This window comes from Saliniferula longa (assembly GCF_050789285.1).
In the GTDB taxonomy this organism is placed as follows: domain Bacteria; phylum Pseudomonadota; class Alphaproteobacteria; order Rhodobacterales; family Rhodobacteraceae; genus CAVPWP01.
On the sequence record NZ_JBOUVX010000002.1, the window covers coordinates 850,039 to 866,157 of the forward strand.

16 protein-coding genes are annotated in these 16,119 nt (G+C 67.6%); 10 read left to right on the plus strand and 6 right to left on the minus strand.

Annotated features, from left to right (window positions below):
- Positions 1-89: 89 nt before the first annotated feature.
- A complete protein-coding gene (locus tag ACRDNQ_RS10705; RefSeq protein ID WP_431828634.1) occupies positions 90-827 on the minus strand; it encodes a Bax inhibitor-1/YccA family protein in 738 nt (245 codons plus the stop codon).
- Positions 828-976: 149 nt separating this feature from the next.
- Complete coding sequence (locus ACRDNQ_RS10710; RefSeq protein ID WP_431828635.1) at positions 977-1,222, minus strand: DUF1127 domain-containing protein; 246 nt, start codon at positions 1,220-1,222, stop codon at positions 977-979.
- 123 nt (positions 1,223-1,345) lie between these two features.
- Here ACRDNQ_RS10710 and ACRDNQ_RS10715 point away from each other — a divergent pair, with 123 nt between their 5' ends.
- Complete coding sequence (locus ACRDNQ_RS10715) at positions 1,346-2,200, plus strand: LysR family transcriptional regulator (protein ID WP_431828636.1); 855 nt, start codon at positions 1,346-1,348, stop codon at positions 2,198-2,200.
- On the opposite strand, the gene ACRDNQ_RS10720 is transcribed toward ACRDNQ_RS10715, so the two are convergent.
- Complete coding sequence (locus ACRDNQ_RS10720; RefSeq protein WP_431828637.1) at positions 2,197-3,159, minus strand: NADPH:quinone oxidoreductase family protein; 963 nt, start codon at positions 3,157-3,159, stop codon at positions 2,197-2,199. The genes ACRDNQ_RS10715 and ACRDNQ_RS10720 overlap by 4 nt on opposite strands.
- Positions 3,160-3,455: 296 nt before the next feature.
- On the opposite strand from ACRDNQ_RS10720, the gene ACRDNQ_RS10725 reads away from it, so the two are divergent.
- The 3 genes from ACRDNQ_RS10725 (at position 3,456) to ACRDNQ_RS10735 (ending at position 6,041) form a co-directional block, all read left to right on the plus strand.
- Positions 3,456-3,818: a helix-turn-helix domain-containing protein gene (locus tag ACRDNQ_RS10725; RefSeq protein ID WP_431828638.1), complete on the plus strand. Its 363-nt coding sequence runs from the start codon at positions 3,456-3,458 to the stop codon at positions 3,816-3,818.
- A 73-nt stretch (positions 3,819-3,891) separates the two neighbouring features.
- Entirely contained in the window at positions 3,892-4,704 is an 813-nt protein-coding gene (hisN, locus tag ACRDNQ_RS10730) for a histidinol-phosphatase (protein WP_431829113.1), read from the plus strand.
- On the plus strand, positions 4,701-6,041 hold the full coding sequence (locus ACRDNQ_RS10735; RefSeq protein ID WP_431828639.1) for an 8-oxoguanine deaminase: 1,341 nt from the start codon (positions 4,701-4,703) through the stop codon (positions 6,039-6,041). Before hisN ends, ACRDNQ_RS10735 begins: the two co-directional genes overlap by 4 nt.
- Here ACRDNQ_RS10735 and guaD read toward each other — a convergent pair.
- The gene (guaD, locus tag ACRDNQ_RS10740; RefSeq protein ID WP_431828640.1) at positions 6,038-7,348 is read right to left on the minus strand and encodes a guanine deaminase; all 1,311 of its coding nucleotides are present in this window, start codon (positions 7,346-7,348) and stop codon (positions 6,038-6,040) included. The genes ACRDNQ_RS10735 and guaD overlap by 4 nt on opposite strands.
- A gap of 139 nt (positions 7,349-7,487) precedes the next feature.
- On the opposite strand from guaD, the gene mgtE reads away from it, so the two are divergent.
- From mgtE to ACRDNQ_RS10755, 3 genes are read left to right on the plus strand one after another with little or no spacing between them, the layout of a single operon-like run.
- Positions 7,488-8,870 (plus strand): magnesium transporter, encoded by a 1,383-nt coding sequence (gene mgtE, locus ACRDNQ_RS10745; protein WP_431828641.1) that lies wholly within the window; start codon positions 7,488-7,490, stop codon positions 8,868-8,870.
- Positions 8,867-9,421, plus strand: coding sequence for a 5-formyltetrahydrofolate cyclo-ligase (locus ACRDNQ_RS10750; protein ID WP_431828642.1), 555 nt, complete (start codon positions 8,867-8,869; stop codon positions 9,419-9,421). Before mgtE ends, ACRDNQ_RS10750 begins: the two co-directional genes overlap by 4 nt.
- A gap of 45 nt (positions 9,422-9,466) precedes the next feature.
- Positions 9,467-10,279, plus strand: coding sequence for a TIGR00282 family metallophosphoesterase (locus ACRDNQ_RS10755; protein WP_431828643.1), 813 nt, complete (start codon positions 9,467-9,469; stop codon positions 10,277-10,279).
- Positions 10,280-10,338: 59 nt separating this feature from the next.
- On the opposite strand, the gene ACRDNQ_RS10760 is transcribed toward ACRDNQ_RS10755, so the two are convergent.
- Positions 10,339-10,500 (minus strand): hypothetical protein, encoded by a 162-nt coding sequence (locus tag ACRDNQ_RS10760; RefSeq protein WP_431828644.1) that lies wholly within the window; start codon positions 10,498-10,500, stop codon positions 10,339-10,341.
- 137 nt (positions 10,501-10,637) lie between these two features.
- On the opposite strand from ACRDNQ_RS10760, the gene ACRDNQ_RS10765 reads away from it, so the two are divergent.
- Together ACRDNQ_RS10765 and ACRDNQ_RS10770 are read left to right on the plus strand one after the other, a co-directional pair.
- Positions 10,638-11,591, plus strand: a complete 954-nt coding sequence (locus ACRDNQ_RS10765; RefSeq protein ID WP_431828645.1) for a DMT family transporter — start codon at positions 10,638-10,640, stop codon at positions 11,589-11,591.
- An 18-nt stretch (positions 11,592-11,609) separates the two neighbouring features.
- The gene (locus ACRDNQ_RS10770) at positions 11,610-13,391 is read left to right on the plus strand and encodes an SLC13 family permease (RefSeq protein WP_431828646.1); all 1,782 of its coding nucleotides are present in this window, start codon (positions 11,610-11,612) and stop codon (positions 13,389-13,391) included.
- A gap of 3 nt (positions 13,392-13,394) precedes the next feature.
- Here ACRDNQ_RS10770 and ACRDNQ_RS10775 read toward each other — a convergent pair whose 3' ends face one another.
- On the minus strand, positions 13,395-15,176 hold the full coding sequence (locus ACRDNQ_RS10775; RefSeq protein WP_431828647.1) for an SLC13 family permease: 1,782 nt from the start codon (positions 15,174-15,176) through the stop codon (positions 13,395-13,397).
- Between the two features lie 140 nt (positions 15,177-15,316).
- On the opposite strand from ACRDNQ_RS10775, the gene ACRDNQ_RS10780 reads away from it, so the two are divergent.
- A complete protein-coding gene (locus ACRDNQ_RS10780) occupies positions 15,317-16,063 on the plus strand; it encodes a YebC/PmpR family DNA-binding transcriptional regulator (RefSeq protein ID WP_431828648.1) in 747 nt (248 codons plus the stop codon).
- Positions 16,064-16,119: the final 56 nt, after the last annotated feature.

The following is a 16,119-nucleotide window of genomic DNA, read 5'->3' on the forward strand; positions in this document are numbered from 1 at the left end:
CGCATCGGGCGCTGGCCTGCGACCGCCGGCAAAAAAGAAAAGGCCGGCGATTACGCCGGCCTTTCCACATGCGGTTCCCTGCCTGCGCCTTACTGGCGGTTGCCGAACAATTGCAGCAGGAACATGAAGATGTTGATGAAGTTGAGGTAGAGGCTCAGCGCCCCCATGATCCCCGACTTGTCCATCCATTCCTTGTCCATGTGCTGGGCATGAGCGATGTAGTCGGTCTTGATCCGCTGCGTGTCATAGGCGGTGAGACCGGCGAAGATCAGAAGGCCAAGGATCGAGACGGCGAACATGATCGCCGGCGAGCCAAGGAAGATGTTGATGATCGACGCCACGATCAGGCCGATCACGCCCATGATCAGGAACGCGCCCCAGCCCGAGATGTCTTTCTTCGTGGTATAGCCCCAAAGCGACAGGCCCGCGAAGGCGATCGAGGTCACGATGAAGGTCTGCGCGATCGACATGCCGGTGAACGCGGCGAAGATCCACGAGATCGACAGGCCCATCACCGCCGCGAAGGCGTAGAAGAACAGTTGCGCGCCGGCCGCCGACAGGCGGTTGATCGCGGCGCCGAAGGCGAAGACCATGATCAGGGGGGCGAACATGGCGATCCAGCCGAGGATATTCGGCTGAAGCGTGATCGGGTCGCGGAAGATCGAAAGGAGCGCGGCGCTCGATCCGACCGCCCAGGCAACACCGGCGGTCACGAGCATGCCCACGGACATCGTGCCGTAGACCTTGCTCATATGGGCGCGAAGGCCCTCGTCGATAGCGGCCGCGCGGGCGCCGACACCGGCGCGGACGGTCTGATACTCAGCCATTAAAGCCTCCGAAAAGCTCCCTAGTCGGGCGGCAGGCCCACGCCTACCGCTCTCGTCTGACAATATTGGCAGGGCTGCCCTCCGTTTCAAGCGGAATGCAGGAGCAATTCAGTTTTTTTGTCAGGTATGGCCTGGGCGCGTCGGGGCGGTCAGGCACGCCAGTGGTTCGGCACGTCCCAGGGGATATCGTCGGGCACGTCCCACGGCGCGCGCGCGGCTTCGCGGCGGACCTCGGCTTCGGTCAGCCCGAGGTCATCGAGAAGCCGTGCATCAAGCGCGGCCAGCGCCCGGCGCTGTCGCATCACCTCGCGCAGGCCAAGAAGGGTTTTCAGAATGCCCGCGCGGCGCTGCCGCGGGGCGTGGGGCAGACTGAGGCTGATCAAACGGGTCGTCATCACGCGGTCCTTGTCGAAGTGTGAAATGTCGGGATCGGGTCATCACCGGCATTGATGTGGATGCCGCAAGGAGATACATTTGTAAATCGAATGATTTTGAAGTGATGCATCACGGAGTGTGATATGCCGCGGCACCTCGATCTCACTGCCCTGCGATCCTTCGTCACCGTGGCCGAAACCGGCGGGGTCACGAAGGCCGCAGGCTTCCTGCACCTCACGCAATCGGCCGTCTCGATGCAGCTCAAGCGATTGGAAGAGTCGCTGGGTCTGGCGCTCCTCGACCGGTCGTCGCGTAGCGTTTCGCTGACCGCCGCTGGCGAGCAGCTTCTGAGCTATGCCCGGCGGATGCTTGACCTCAACGACCAGGTCATTCTGCGCATGACCGATCAGGACTATGAAGGCGAACTGGTCCTGGGCGTGCCGGCCGACATCGTCTATCCGTCGATCCCGCAGGTTCTGCAGCGCTTCAACATCGAATTCCCGCGGGTCCGCGTCACGCTTCTGTCGTCCTACACGCGCAAGCTTCGCGACCTTTACGCCCGCGGTGGCTGCGACATGATCCTGACGACCGAGGATCACGTCGGACCGGGCGGCGAGACGCTGGTCGAGCGGCCGCTGATCTGGATCGGGGCGGTCGGCGGATCGGCCTGGCGGCAGCGCCCGCTGCGCCTGGCCTTCGAGAAGGCCTGCATCTTCCGCCCCGACGTTCAGAAGGCGCTCGACGCGGCTGGTGTGCCCTGGGACATGGCGGTCGAATCAGAGTCGAGCCGCACGGTCGAGGCCAGCGTCAGCGCCGATCTTGCCGTGCATGCTGCCATCGAAGGCACCGAACCGCCCTATGTCGAAAGGATCGCCCACAACGGCGGCCTGCCGACCCTGCCGAGGATCCTGATCAACTTCTACACCGCCGACCCCAAGGGCGACGTGCCGAAGGCGGCACTCGCCGCGCTGGTGCGTCAGGCCTATCGGGCGGGCTAGGGCAGGACCACCACCTTGCCGGTCGACCCGCGGCCCTTGAGAAGGGCAAGCGCCTCGTCCGCGCGCTCAAGCGGGAACCGGTGGCTGATATGCGGGCTGATCCGCCCCTCGGCACGCCAGCGAAAGACCTCGGCCAGGCTGTCGGTCAGAACGTCGGGGGCGAAGCTCAGATAGCCCCCCCAGTAGAAGCCGTGCACCGAGACGTTCTTCACCAGAAGGTGGTTCGGCCGGATGTCGGGCAGCGTGCCGCTGGCGAACCCGATCAGAAGGATGCGGCCCTCGGGCCGTGTCGCGCTTAGCGCCGCGCGAAACGCCGGTCCGCCCACGGCGTCATAGACCACATCGGCCCCGCCCAGCGCACGCACCGCGTCAGTCAGGTCGTCGCGGTCGCTGTCGAGGACATGCTGTGCCCCGGCCTGCGCGGCGATCGCGCCCTTTTCCGGGCCGCGGGCGCTGGCGATCACGCGCGCGCCGATCATGGCGCCGATCTCGACCGCGGTCAGCCCGACGCCCCCTGCCGCGCCAAGGACCAGCAGAGTCTCGCCGGGCTTGAGCCGGGCCGTTCGCAGAAGGGCCAGGTGCGACGTGCCATAGGCGACCTGCATCGCCGCGGCCTCGTCCATGGGCATGTGGTCGGCCAAGGGCACAAGGCGGTCCGCGGGCGCAAGGGCCACCTCGGCAAGGCCCCCTTGCCCAGGAAAGGCCGCGACGCGGCGGCCGACAAGGCCCGGGTCGACGCCCGGCCCCGCGGCGGCAACGGTTCCCGCGATCTCCATGCCCGGCGTCAGCGGAAACGGCGGCTGGTCCTGATACTGGCCCGAGATCATCAGGAGATCGGCGAAGTTCAACCCGCAGGCCGCCACGCGGATCGCCACCTGGCCGGGCCCGGGCGACGGGTCCGGCCCTTCGACCAGGGCGGATGCCGCGTCCTTCGCCGAAATGATGAGCCTTCTCGCCACGCCATCCTCCCCGCGTTTTGGCCGCGCTTCCGGATTATCGTCTTGCGCCTCGTCTGACCATCCCGGGCGAACCGTCGCCGACGGAAAGCTGCGCGCCCCCGAAAAAGACAGGAAACACCCATAGCGTGTAATGGCGGAAGCCTGGCTCCTGGGCGGCCGTCAAGAAAATTCATATGATATCAATAAATTGATGAGGTGTTCGCGGGAGCACCTGACCAAAAAGACAGGTTGTGCGCCGACGGTGGAATAGGCGATTTTATGGTATTGGTTGTGTTCTTTACCAGGAGCCTGAAGACATGAAACACCCCGTGGATGTGCATGTGGGCAAGCGTGTCCGCCATCGCCGCTGGATGGTTGGCATGACCCAGCAGCAGCTTGCCGAGCGGGTCGGAATCAAGTTCCAGCAGATCCAGAAGTACGAAACCGGCATGAACCGCATCAGCGCCTCGCGCCTGTGGGACATCGCGGCTGCGCTTGACGCGCCGATCAGCTTCTTCTTCGAAGGGCTCTCGGACGTGGCCGACAGTGCCACGCCGCTGCCGGGAGACATCCTTGCCGACAAGGAAGCGCTGGAACTCGTCCGGTCCTACTATGCCATCCCCGAGACCCAGCGCCGGCGCCTGTTCGAACTGGCCCGTGTGCTGAGCGACGCGGCCTGACCGCGACGGACGCTTGACCCCGACGCGCCTGCGCCGCTACCGAGGATCGGCTGGCGGCAAGGGCGCGGGGATCATGCGAGACGATCTTGATATCGATGGGCTGTGGGCGCTTGCCAACGCCGTGGCGGACGCCGCGCGCGCAGAGACCCTGCGCCATTTCCGAAGCGACGGCCTGACGTCGGAAAGCAAGGCCGCCCATTACGACCCCGTGACCGCGGCCGATCGCGGCGCCGAGGAAGTCATGCGCGCACTCATCCATCGCCATCGCCCGGACGACGGCATCCTTGGCGAAGAAATGGCCGACCATGCCGGGACCTCGGGCTTGACCTGGGTGCTTGACCCCATCGACGGGACGCGCGGCTTCATCAGCGGGACGCCGACCTGGGGCGTGCTGGTGGCCGTCGCCGATCACGACGGTCCGATCCTTGGCATCATCGACCAGCCCTATATCGGCGAACGCTTCAGCGGCGGCCCCGGGCGCGCCATGGTCGAGGGCCCGATGGGCCGGCATTCCCTCGGGACGCGGCCGCCCCGCCCGCTGTCCGAGGCGACGATCTTCACGACCTTTCCGGAAGTCGGAACCGAGGCCGAGAGGCGGGCCTTTCAGGCCGTCGCGCAGCGCGCGCGCCTTACGCGCTACGGGATGGATTGCTATGCCTATGCGCTGATCGCGGCCGGGCAGATCGATCTGGTGATCGAGGCCGGGCTCTATCCCTTCGACGTCGCCGCCCCGATCGCCGTGATCGAGGCCGCGGGCGGCCTCGTCACCGACTGGACCGGCGGTCCCGCCCATGGCGGCGGGCGGATTCTTGCGGCGGCCAATTCCATGATCCACGCCGAGGCTCTTGCCCTTCTGACGGACGCGCTTGCGGGGGCAGGGGCGTGACCCATACCCTTTTGCGCGGCGCGGCCACCGTCCTGACGATGGACGATGGGCGCCGCGAACTTGCCGGGAAGGACATCCGTCTGAGGGGCGGCACCGTTGCCGAGATCGGCCCGGCGCTGCGGGCTGACGGCGCCGAGATCGTGAATGCGGCCGGGTGCCTTGTCACGCCGGGCCTCGTGAACACGCATCACCATCTCTACCAGACGCTGACCCGGGCGGTGCCCGCCGGGCAGGACGCGCTCTTGTTCGGCTGGCTTCGGGCGCTTTATCCGATCTGGGCGCGCTACACGCCCGAGGATGTGCACCTCGCCACGCTGTGCGGCCTTGGCGAGGTTGCGTTGTCGGGCTGCACCACGTCGTCCGACCACCTCTACCTCTTTCCGAACGGGGCCCGGCTTGACGACACGATCGATGCCGCCTTGCAGGTCGGCCTGCGGTTCCATCCCACCCGCGGCGCAATGTCGATCGGGGAAAGCGCTGGCGGCCTGCCGCCCGACAGCCTGGTCGAGCGTGAAGAGGCCATCCTGAACGACTGCCTGCGCGTGATCGACGCCTTTCACGATCCCGCGCCGGGGGCGATGGTGCGCGTGGGCGTGGCGCCCTGTTCGCCGTTCTCGGTCAGCCGCGAGTTGATGCGCGACGCCGCGATCCTGGCCCGGGACAAGGGCGTGCGGCTTCACACCCACCTGGCAGAGAACGACGAAGACGTGGCCTACAGCCTTGCCACCTTCGGCTGCCGCCCGGGTCAGTACGCCGAGGACCTGGGATGGACCGGCGCCGACGTCTGGCACGCCCATTGCGTCAAGCTCGATCGCGCCGAGATCGGCCTGTTCGCGCGGTCCCGCACGGGGGTCGCGCATTGTCCCTGCTCGAACTGCCGGCTTGGCTCGGGCATCGCGCCGGTCCGCGCCATGCGCGACGCGGGCGTGCCGGTCGGGCTTGGTGTCGACGGATCGGCGTCGAACGATCGCGCCAGCCTTCTGGCCGAGGCCCGGCAGGCGTTGCTGCTGCAGCGCGTCTCGCGCGGGGCCGACGCCCTGAGCGCGCGCGAGGCCTTGTACGTCGCCACCCGTGGCGGGGCCGAAGTTCTGGGCCGCGACGACATCGGACAGATCGCGCCGGGCTATCGGGCGGACATCGCGGTCTGGGATGTCGCGGGCCTTGAAAGCGCGGGAAGCTGGGACCCGGCCGCGCTGGTGCTGGCCGGACCGGGCCGGGTGCGCGATCTTTTCGTCGAAGGCCGTCGGATCGTGTCGGACGGGCAACTGGTAACCGTCGATGAACGGACGCTTGCCACGCGTGCGGCGCACGCGGTGGCCCGGCTTGTCGACGGCTAGGGCCGGTCTGTTCGCGCTTCCACCATCCGACCCGCGACATAGGTCGCCACGACTGCCCGGTCGTCGCCCATCATGATGGTGGGAAAGACGGCCTCCCAGATATCCTCGGCGCGCTCGGCCCGCTGCGCGATGGCGGGTGTCGAGCCAAGATCGAGCACCACGAGATCGGCTTCGATTCCCGGCCGCAGCGTGCCGATCCTGTCGCCAAGGCCCAGGGCCGCCGCCGAGCCCGCGGTCGCAAGCCACAGAAGCTCGGCCGGGTGCAGGGCCCGGTGGCGCAGCTGCGCCACCTCATAGGCCGCGGCCATCGTCCGCAGCATCGAAAAGGATGAGCCCCCGCCGGTGTCGGTGGCAAGCCCCACGCGGATGCCGCGGCCCTTCAGCCCCTCCATGTCGAACAGCCCCGAGCCGATGAAGGTGTTCGAGGTCGGGCAATGCACAAGCGCCGCGCCGACCTCGGCCAGGCGGTCGATCTCGCGCGGCGTCAGGTGGATCGCGTGGCCATAAAGGCCGTTCGGGCCAAGCAGGCCGAAGCGTTCGTAGGTGTCGAGGTAATCCGATGCCTCGGGGAAAAGCTCGGCCACCCAAAGGCATTCGTCGGTCTGCTCGCTCAGGTGGGTCTGCATCAGGCAGTCGGGATGCTCGGCCCAGAGCGCGCCCAACGCCTCAAGCTGCGCCGGTGTCGAGGTGGGCGAGAACCGCGGCGTGATGACATAGGACAGCCGCCCGCGCCCGTGCCAGCGCGCGAGCGCCGCCTTGCTTTCGTCATATGCGCGCCGGGGCGTATCGGTCAGGCCGGCGGGCGCGTTCCGGTCCATGCAGGTCTTCCCGCCCAGGGCCCGCAGGCCACGGGCGTCGGCCTCGGCGAAGTAGGCCTCGACGCTTTCGGGGTGGCTGGTGCAGTAGCTGGCGACGGTCGTCGTGCCGTGGGCCAGCGTCAGGTCGAAGTAGCGCGCCGCGATCGTCCGGGCGTAGGCGGGGTCGGAAAAGCGCGTCTCTTCGGGGAAGGTGTAGCTGTTCAGCCAGTCGATCAGACGCTTGCCCCAACTCGCGATGATGGCGGTCTGGGGGTAATGCGCATGGGCGTCGACGAAGCCGGGCAGGATCAGCCCGTCACCGTGATCGACGACCCCGGCCTGCGGATGCGCGGTGCGCAGCCGGTCCGCGGGGCCGACCGCGGCGATGCGCCCGTCCTCGATCAGCACGGCGCCGCGGCGTTCGTGCTGCGCCGCCTCGGCCGGATCGCCCCGGAAGGGATCGCGCGCGAAGGCAAGCGTCTGCCCGAGCAGGAGTGTCGGCTGCGCCATCTGCTGTCTCCGTCCTTCGGCCTCGTGCGTCCGCGCGGCGCAGACTATGCCGCGCGGCGACGGGCGTAAATCCGGCCAGCCCCCTGTTTCTTGCAGGCGCCTTCCCCTATGGTCCGCCGCGAACGGCGGAGAGCGGACGATGGCAGACGACGCCACCACGGTCGAGGACCGCGACGACGAAGGTTTTGGTCTGGACGACCGGCTTGTGCCGGACGTCCGCCTTGCGCTTGCCGCGGGCGATCGCCCCCGTCTGGCCAGCCTTCTCGACCCGCTGCATCCCGCCGACATCGCGGACCTTCTTGAACAGATCGGCACGGGCGAGCGGCGCGAGGTCCTGCTGCTGGCGCCGCAGATCATCACCGGCGAGGTGCTGTCGGAAATCGACGAGGGCCTGCGCGAAGAGGTGATCGCCTTCCTGCCGCGCGACCAGTTGGCCGAAGCGGTGCGCGAGCTTGATTCCGATGACGTGGTCGATCTGCTCGAAGACCTCGACCTGCCGCAGCAGGAAGCCGTGCTCGACGCGCTCGAGGACGCCGATCGCCTCGCGGCCGAACGGGCGCTGTCCTATCCCGAGTATTCGGCCGGCCGCCTCATGCAGCGCGAGGTCGTCACCGCGCCCGAGCACTGGAACGTCGGCCAGACCATCGACCACCTGCGGGCAAGCGCGCATCTGCCCGACCAGTTCTATCACGTGGTCCTTGTCGACCCCCGGCACCGTCCGACGGGCTATGTCACGCTTGGGCGGCTCATGTCCGCGCCACGCGCCACGCGGCTTGTGGACATCACCGACGACAGTTTCCGCACCGTGCCGGTGCTGCAGGACGAAGGCGACGTCGCCTATCTGTTCAACCAGTATCACCTGATCTCGGCGCCCGTCGTCGACCAGAGCGATCGGCTTGTCGGCGTCATCACCATCGACGACGCGATGATCGTTCTGGACGAGGAACACGAAGAAGACGTGCTGCGACTGGCGGGCGTGTCCGAAAGCTCGATGTCCGACAGCGTGCTCGCCACCGTGAAAAGCCGCATTCCCTGGCTTGTGGTCAACCTTGGCACGGCGGGTATCGCCGCCACCGTGATCGCGCAGTTCGAAGGCTCGATCGCCCAGATCGTCGCGCTGGCGGTGTTGATGCCGATCGTGGCGTCGATGGGGGGCAACGCGGGCACCCAGTCGCTGGCGGTGGCGGTGCGGGCCTTGGCGACGCGCGACCTGACCAGCTCCAACGCCTGGCGCGTGATCCGGCGCGAGGCACTGGTGGGCCTTGCGAACGGCCTCAGCCTGGCGATTCCGCTGGGCATCGCGACAGCGCTTCTCTTCGGGTCGGCGGGCCTTGGCGCGGTCATCGCCTGCGCGCTTGTCATCAACCTGTTCGTGGCCGCGCTTGCCGGCATCCTCGTGCCCTTCCTGCTTGAAAAACTTGGTCTCGATCCGGCGATCGCGTCGGGCACCTTCGTCACCACGGTGACCGACGTCGTGGGGTTTCTCTCCTTTCTCGGGCTCGCGACGATCGTGCTGCTATGACCGCTGACGCGAAGGCCGCCGCGCGGAAGGCCGCCGCTTCCGCCCGCGACCGGGCCGCCTCGCCCGACCGGCAGGTGGCGCTGGGCGCGCACCTGACCATCGCCCTTGCACCCTTCAAGGGCAGGGCGCTGTCGGGCTATCTTCCGATCCGAAGCGAGGCCGACCCGACCCCGGCGATGACGGCGATGGCGCGCCACGGGCCCGTCGGCGTGCCCGAGGTGGTGGGGCGCGGCCTGCCGCTGCGCTTTCGCCGCTGGACGCCCGGCGCGGTTCTGGAGGAAGGCGTCTTCGGGGTCATGGTCCCGAAAGACGCGGCTGAGGTCGTGCCGTCGGTCCTGATCGTCCCCATGCTGGCCTTCGACGCGCGCGGTTATCGTCTGGGCTATGGCGGGGGGTTCTATGACCGCACGCTTGCGGCACTGCGCGAGGCCGGCGATGTCTTCGCCCTTGGCCTTGCCTTTGCCGCGCAGGAAGTCGACGCCCTGCCGGTCGAGGCGACCGACCAGCCGCTTGACGCGATCGTCACCGAGGCAGGGTTGCGCAGGTTCTGACTTCGCCCTTGCCGTGCCACGCGGGCCGGCCTAGGGCTTTCAGGCATGAGACTTCTCTATCTTGGCGATGTGATGGGCCGGGCCGGCCGGCAGGCGGTGGCCGAGACGCTGCCGCGGCTGCGCAAGGACTGGTCGCTCGACTTCGTGGTGGTGAACGGCGAGAACGCAACCTCGGGCGCGGGCCTCTCGCAGGCCCATGCCGAAGGGCTTCTGAAGGCCGGGGCCGACGTTGTGACCCTGGGCGATCATGCCTTCGATCAGCGCGACATGCTTCAGTACATCGAGGCCGAGCCGCGTATCCTGCGGCCGCTGAACTTCGCGAAGGCGGCGCCGGGCAAGGGCGCGCGCGTCTTTACGGTTCCGGGCGGACGCAAGGTCCTTGTGGCGCAGGTTCTGGGTCAGGTCTTCATGAAGCGGCCCTTCGACGATCCGTTCTCGGCCGTCGATGCCGTGCTGCGTGCCCAGCCGCTGGCCGCGACCGTTACCGCGGCACTGGTCGACATCCATTGCGAGGCGACGAGCGAGAAGATGGCGATGGGCCACTGGTGCGACGGCCGGACAAGCGTCGTCGTGGGCAGCCATACCCATGTGCCGACCGCGGACGCGATGATCCTGCCCGGCGGGACCGCCTACCAGACCGATGCGGGCATGTGCGGGGACTACGATTCGGTCATCGGCATGCAGAAAGAGGAACCCATGCGGCGCTTCATCACCGGCATGGCGAAGGGCCGGTTCACCCCGGCGCTGGGCGCGGCCACAGTCTCGGGCCTGTTCGTCGAGACGGACGACCGCACGGGCAAGGCGCAGAAGGTGGCCATGGTCCGGGCGGGCGGGCTGCTTCAGCCCTCAGCCCCCTGACGTTCGCGCCCTGTCGGCCCTCCCGTCGGGCCCCCGTCGGGCCCCCGTCAGGACCCTCGTCAGAACCCGCCGGTCGAGGCCGGCGGGCAGTAGGTGGCGTCGACCCCCTGGACCGGGTCGCCCGGCGTGCATTCCTCGCCCGAGCCCGGATAGGTGTTGGGGTCGGTGCAGGCCGAAAGCATCGCAAGGATGGCCGCGGCCGCGAATATTCTGATCGTCATTCCATGCCCCGTTGCCGTGTTCTGATGCTGCGACGCTAGCCGGGCGGCACCGCATGTCATTGATCGAACGCAACTCTTGCGTGGCGGGGCGCGCCGTGATTGGGCTGGCGGACCATCGCACGAAGGGAAGAGGGCCGATGCGCGGCACCCGGCTTCATCTTGTCGCCTTCCTGGCCCTGCTTGGCGCGGGCTGGGGCGCGTCGCAGCCGCTTGCCAAGATCGCGGTCAGCGAAGGCTATCGTCACTTCGGCCTGGTGTTCTGGCAACTCGTCATCGGCGCCGTCCTGCTGGGCGCGGTCCTTCTTATTCGCCGCCGGCCCCTGCCGCTTGGCGCGCCCTACTTTTGGCGGTATGCCGTGATCGCGCTGATCGGGACCGTGCTGCCCAATTCGGCCTCCTACCAGGCGGCGGTGCATCTTCCGGCCGGGGTGATCTCGATCCTTTTGTCGCTGGTCCCGATGTTCGCCTTTCCGATCGCGCTGGCGATGGGCACTGACCGCTTCGGATGGGCCCGGTTTGGCGGGCTGCTGTGCGGGCTTGCCGGCGTCCTTTTGATCGTCGGTCCCGAGGCCAGCCTGCCGGACGCGGCACTTGTAGCCTTCATCCCGCTTGCCCTGATCGCCCCGGCCTTCTACGCGCTCGAGGCGAACGTCGTCGCGAAATGGGGCGTGCTCGACCTCGATCCGGTCCAGCTGCTGTTCGGGGCCTGCGTGACCGGCGCCCTGATCGCGCTGCCCCTAGCGGTGGCCTCGGGCCAGTGGATCGACCCGGGTCCGCCGTGGGGCCTGCCGGACCTTGCCGTCGTGATCTCGTCCACGATCCATGCCGTGGTCTATTGCGGCTATGTCTGGCTGGTCGGGCGGGCCGGGTCGGTCTTTGCCGCGCAGGTCAGCTATCTGGTGACGGCCTTCGGCGTCCTCTGGGCCATGGCGATCCTGGGCGAGCGCTATACCGGCTTCGTCTGGGCCGCGATGGTTGTGATGTTCCTGGGCCTGTTTTTGGTGCAACCGCGGCCCGGACCGCGACCGACGGGCACGCCGCGCGCGGAAACGCTTGCGGCAACTCCCCGTCGCGGCAAGGATCGTGCCTGATCCGGGGAATCAACAGACATGGACCTGTCCGCACTTGGGCCGAACGCCGAAGCCTTCGCGACGCTTGCCGTCGTGGCGGCGATGTTCGTCTTGTTCGTGCGCGAGAAGTATCCGGCCGAGGTCGTCGCGATCACCGGCGCGGCGACGGTTCTGACCCTTGGACTCGTGCCCTACGACATCGCGCGCGAGGTGCTGTCGAACCCGGCGCCATGGACGATCCTGTGCCTGTTCCTCGTGATGGGCGGGCTGGTGCGGACCGGCGCCCTGGAGTGGCTGACGCGGCAGGCCGAGGCACGGGTGGACGACCGCCCCTTCGTGACGCTGGGCGGTCTGTTGATCGTCGTCGCCGCCTCTTCGGCCTTCCTCAACAACACCCCCGTCGTGGTCCTGATGATCCCAGTCTTCGTCCAGATCGCGCGTCGGCTGGGCATCGCGCCATCCAAGGTGCTGATCCCGCTGAGCTATGCCGCGATCCTTGGCGGCACCGTCACGCTGATCGGAACCTCGACCAACCTTCTGGTCGACGGCGTCGCGCGGTCGAAGGGGCTGGAACCCTTCGGTATCTTCGAGATCATGCCCCTTGGGCTGGTGCAGGTCGCCATCGGTCTGACCTATATCGCGCTGATCGGGCGCAAGCTTCTGCCGGCACGCCGATCGATGAGCATGCTTCTGGGCAGCGAGCGGCGGAGGTCGAAATACTTCACCGAGGTCGCGGTGCCCGAAGGATCGTCCCTGATCGGTCAGCGGGCGCTCGACGTCGATCTGTTCAGGCGCGAGGGCGTGCGCCTGATCGACGTGCTGCGCGGCGACGCCTCGCTTCGCCGCAACATGGACGACGTGATGCTGGAGGCGGGCGACCGCGTCGTCCTGCGCAGCGAGATGGCTGAACTTCTCGGCCTTCAGCAATCGCGCGATGTGCGCATGGTCGACAAGCTGTCGTCGGTCGCGACGGAAACGGTCGAGGTCCTGATCACGCCGGGATCGCGGATGGTCGGCCGGCAGCTGGGCGCGCTGCGCCTGCGCCGCCGCTACGGCGTCTATCCCCTTGCGGTGCATCGCCGCAACGAGAACATCGGGCGCCAGCTTGACGACCTGGTCGTGCAGGTGGGCGACACGCTTCTTCTTGAAGGCGCCCCCGCCGACATCGAGCGTCTGGCCGCGGACATGGACCTTGGCGACGTCTCGAAGCCGACCGAGCGCGCCTATCGCCGCAAGATGGCGCCTGTCGCCGTGGGCGCGCTGCTGGGCATCGTCGTGCTTTCGGGCCTTGGGGTCGCGCCGATTCTCGTCGTGGCGGTCGCGGCGGTGGCGGTGGTCTTCCTGACCCGTTGCATCGACGCGGACGAGGCGTTTTCCTTCATCGACGGACGGCTTCTCGCGCTCATCTTCTCGATGCTCGTCGTCGGCGCGGCGCTGGACCAGTCGGGGGCGGCGCGCCTGATCGTCCTGTCGGTCGAACCCTACCTGACCGGCCTGCCGCCTGTGCTGGTGATCTTCTGCGTCTATGCGCTGGCCTCGACCCTGACCGAAGTGGTGTCGAACAACGCCGTGGGCGTCATCTTCACCCCGATCGCGATCGAACTTGGCCTGTCGCTTGGCATCGACCCGCGGCCGCTTGTCGTCGCGGTGATGTTCGCGGCCTCGGCGGCGTTCTCGACCCCGATCGGGTATCAGACCAACATGCTGGTCTATGGTCCGGGCGGCTATCGCTTCACCGACTACCTGAGGGTGGGCATTCCGCTGAACATCACCCTTGGCATCGTCGCTTCGCTTCTGATCCCGCTGATCTGGCCCGTCTGATCCTTAGAGAGGCCAGAAGACAAGGATCGCCGGGATCGACACGGCGATCACGATCACCTCGAGCGGCAGTCCCATCGGCCAGTAATCGCGGAAGCGATACCCGCCGGGCCCAAGAATCAGGGTGTTGTTCTTGTGCCCGATCGGCGTGAGAAAGGCGCAGGAGGCCGCGACCGCCACCGCCATCAGGAAAGGGTCGGGGTTCACGCCAAGCGTGCGCGCCATCTCGATGCCCACGGGCGCGGCCACGATGGCGGTCGCCGTGTTGTTCAGCACGTCCGACAGGGTCATCGTCACGACCATCAGCACCGTCAGCACCGCCCAGGCCGGCCAGCCCTCGGTCAGGCCGACAAGGCCGTTCGCGATCAGCGCCGTGCCGCCCGCCGCGTCCAGCGCCGCGCCCAGCGGAATCATCGACCCAAGCAGGACGACCACGGGCCATTCGATATGCGTGTAGATCTCGCGCAGCGGGACCAGGCCGGTCAGGACATAGGCGACCACCACGAACCCCAGCGCGATCGGCAGGTAGATCAGCCCGAACGAGGCCGCGGCCACGGCGGCGCCGAAGATGCCCATCGCCATCCAGGCCTTCGCCCCATCGGTCACCGCCAGGCCGCGCTCGGCAAGGGGCAGGCAGCCAAGCCAGTCGATCACGTCGTTTTCCTGCCCTTGCGGGATCAGAAGCAGAAGGATGTCGCCCGGAAGCACGGTGGTCTTGCGCACCGCTGCGGTCAGCCGCCGGCCCTGACGGGAGATGCCAAGCAGCACCGTGCGGCGCCGCCAGTTGAGGCCGACGGACTGCGCCGATTTCCCCGCGATGCGGGCGCCTTCGGTCACGACTGCCTCGACCACGGACAGGCCTTCGCCCTCGGCGCGGACACGTTCGGACCGGGTTTCGTCCGCGAAGTCGAGCGACAGGGCGCTGCGAAATTCGTCCAGCGCCTCGGGCGTTGCCTCGATGACCAGCGAATCCCCACCCTGAAGGGCGGTGTTGCGCTGGGTGCCGTACCGCCGGTTGCCGTCGCGCACGAGGCCTAGGATGGCGACGTCGGCTTTCTCGGCCTCGGGATTGAGTTCGGCAAGCCGGCGCTCGACAAGCTTCGAGTCCTTCGGCACGGTCAGTTCCGCGACATAGTCGGCGATGCCGGCCACCGGGTCCCGCTTCGCGTCCTCGATGTGGGCTGCGGGGATCAGCCTCCAGCCGATCAGCGCCACGAAGGCAAGCCCTGCGATGGCGGTCAGAAGGCCCACCGGGGCGAAGTCGAACATCGCGAAGGGCTCGCCAAGCTGGTCCTGCCGAATCCCCGCCACGATGATGTTCGGCGGCGTGCCGATCAGCGTGACCATCCCGCCGAGGATCGTCGCGAAGGACAGAGGCATGAGGCTCAGCCCAGGCGGCCGGCCCGCCTTGCGCGCGGTCTGGACGTCCACCGGCATCAGAAGCGCAAGCGCCGCCACGTTGTTCATGAAGGCCGACAGGATCGCGCCCACGCCCCCCATCGTGACGATATGCACGGCAAGCGGACGCGTCGCGTCGACCAGCGTCCGGGTGATGAGGAAGACAACACCCGATCGCACCAGCCCCGCCGAGACGACAAGGACCAGCGCCACGATCACGGTGGCTGGATGGCCGAATCCCGCGAAGGCCTGATCGACCGGCACCACGCCCAGCACGACGCCCGCAAGAAGTGCGGTGAAGGCCACGAGGTCGTAACGGAATCGCCCCCAGATGAGCAGCGCGAACACTGCGGCGAAAAGCGCGAACAATATCCCCTGATCGGTCGTCATCGGTGCGTGCTCTCGAACATGCCCCAGAGAAACCCACCGCGCGTGCCGGTGCAACCAAAGGGTAACGTAGCGGCGGGGTTGCGGGACCGCCTTTGGCTGGGCTATGCAACCGCGACACAGCGACAGCTTGAGGACCCCCCATGGCAGGCCATTCAAAATGGGCCAACATCCAGCACCGAAAGGGCCGTCAGGACGCCCTTCGGTCAAAGCTCTTTTCCAAGCTCGCCAAGGAAATAACGGTCGCCGCGAAGATGGGCGACCCGGACCCCGACAAGAACCCGCGCCTGCGCCTTGCGGTCAAGGAAGCGAAGTCGAACTCGGTCCCCAAGGACGTGATCGAGCGCGCGATCAAGAAGTCCCAGGGGGGCGAGGGCGACGATTACGAGGAAATCCGCTACGAAGGCTACGGCCCGGGCGGTGTCGCGATCATCGTCGAGGCGATGACCGACAATCGCAATCGCACGGCGTCGAACGTGCGGTCGACCTTCGGCAAGTACGGCGGCAACCTGGGCGAGACCAATTCCGTCGCGTTCATGTTCGAGCGGCGGGGCGAGATCCTGTACCCGCTGTCCGCGGGCGACGAGGACACGGTGATGATGGCCGCGATCGAGGCCGGTGCCGAGGACGTCGAGACCACCGACGAAGGTCATGCGATCTACACCGCCGTGACCGACCTCAGCGACGTCTCGACCGCGCTTGAAGAGGTCCTGGGCGAGGCGGAGTCGACCAAGCTGGTCTGGAAGCCCAACACGACGACCGAACTTGATCTCGATGGTGCCCAGAAGCTGATGAAGCTGATCGAGATCCTCGAGGATGACGACGACGTGCAGCGCGTCACCTCGAACTTCGAGATCTCGGACGAGGTCATGGAACGCCTTTCGGCCTGAGCGGCCCGGGCGGCCAGGGATCATCCCCCTGGACGCCTGGGCTTACCAACGGTCGC